General features: G+C 24.9%; 2 protein-coding genes. Both read left to right on the forward strand.

Annotation, left to right across the window (positions count from 1 at the left end; genetic code table 11):
* Positions 1-246 precede the first annotated feature (246 nt).
* The gene (locus EGM88_RS15565) at positions 247-702 is read left to right on the forward strand and encodes a hypothetical protein (protein WP_123899338.1); all 456 of its coding nucleotides are present in this window, start codon (positions 247-249) and stop codon (positions 700-702) included.
* The gene (locus EGM88_RS15570) at positions 692-1,309 is read left to right on the forward strand and encodes a hypothetical protein (RefSeq protein ID WP_123899339.1); all 618 of its coding nucleotides are present in this window, start codon (positions 692-694) and stop codon (positions 1,307-1,309) included. Before EGM88_RS15565 ends, EGM88_RS15570 begins: the two co-directional genes overlap by 11 nt.
* Positions 1,310-1,443 lie beyond the last annotated feature (134 nt).

A 1,443-nucleotide genomic window follows, 5' to 3' on the forward strand; every position in this document is an offset into this window, starting at 1 on the left:
GTGTATGTCAATTCCAATGAATAACTTTGGTTGAGCAGTAGATTCTGTTTTCATATCTTATCGTTTTGGTGAACTTTAAAGATAAGCAATCTGCTGCTTTTTCATAGATGCTAAAAATAATAGCGGTTTAATCCCTAAAACCAAAGTAAGTAAATATAAAAAAGGTCAGTATATAACTAAAAAATTAGTGTGTAAAAATCCGCTACTATTCTTATACTAGACCGTTGTGCATAATACCCAAAAACTATGAAAAAACTAATATTCCTTATTTTTTTATTATCCTATCAAATCTCACATTCTCAATTACCAATTGGAAAGGACTTGAACTTAGGAAAAAAAGAAATTAAATCTGTACTAAAAAAATACGGTTTTAATTATTTGAAAGAGCAAAGTGGAAAAAATTATTGGAATTTAATTTACAAAGAGGAGTTTACAGTCTCTATACATTCTAATTTATTTGAAAACATAAATTCAATAAACATAGCAACTGGAAACGATAAAATAATAACTAAAATCAAAAAAATTGTAAACTATCAAAACTGGCAATACGATTATACTGAAAAGGACAGATTTTCTGGAAAGGATTTAGTAGTTTTTAAAATCCACGATTACAAGGCTCGTTATTTTTATAAAAAAGGTTCTGACTATGACCCTGATAGTAAGCATTTAGAACATCAATTTATTTTATTTAATGAAAACTAAAAAAGTATCATTTGTTAGGTATTATGAAAAAGACGATCTTATTGATTGCTCTATAGAAGATTTAAATTCATTTATTAAAGCAAAGGATAAAGAAAAAATAGCTAATTTAATTTATCAAAGATTTTATAATAGATACATTAAAATTTTTACTTTTAAATCAAGTTCGTCTGAAGATAATAAAACTTTTAAAAAAGTTTACAAAAATGGTTTTTTAATTCTAGCAAGTTCTTGCATTGTTATTGAAGCTATTTCATCTTTTATACAAGGTGTAGATAAAACTGAAAATGGAAACGGAAAGAATTCGTATAATATATTTTTTAAAAAATGTTCTGAATATAAAAATGAATTAAGAATATTTCAGAATAAAGAACTTTATAAAAATATAAGAAACGGAATTCTGCATCAAGGAGAAACATACGAAGATTTTTTAGTTTCTAGAAAAGGTAAATTATTTGAAAATAATATAATAAATGCTACTTTATTCATAAATCATTTAGAAGAATTTTTAAAAAGTTACAAGAAGGAATTAATTGAAAAAGAATGGGATGATGAAATTTGGGATAATTGTAGAAGGAAATTAAGACACATAATTAACAGGTCTGAATAAATATAAAAGTACTATGCACAACAAAGAACTGAGCTAAAAACCAAGCCTTTTCTTCATTAAATTTTGACAATAGTTTTCTTGCATTGTTGAATTAGAATAAATCTCCTACGGTCGATTTTATTTCCAATGCAACA

The organism is Aureibaculum marinum (genome assembly GCF_003813905.1).
Taxonomy (GTDB): Bacteria; Bacteroidota; Bacteroidia; order Flavobacteriales; family Flavobacteriaceae; genus Aureibaculum; species Aureibaculum marinum.

Bases quoted from the DNA above. Each gene is read 5' to 3' on its own strand.
- EGM88_RS15565 (WP_123899338.1), top strand. From the start codon at position 247: ATGAAAAAACTAATATTCCTTATTTTTTTATTATCCTATCAAATCTCA.
- EGM88_RS15570 (WP_123899339.1), top strand. From the start codon at position 692: ATGAAAACTAAAAAAGTATCATTTGTTAGGTATTATGAAAAAGACGAT.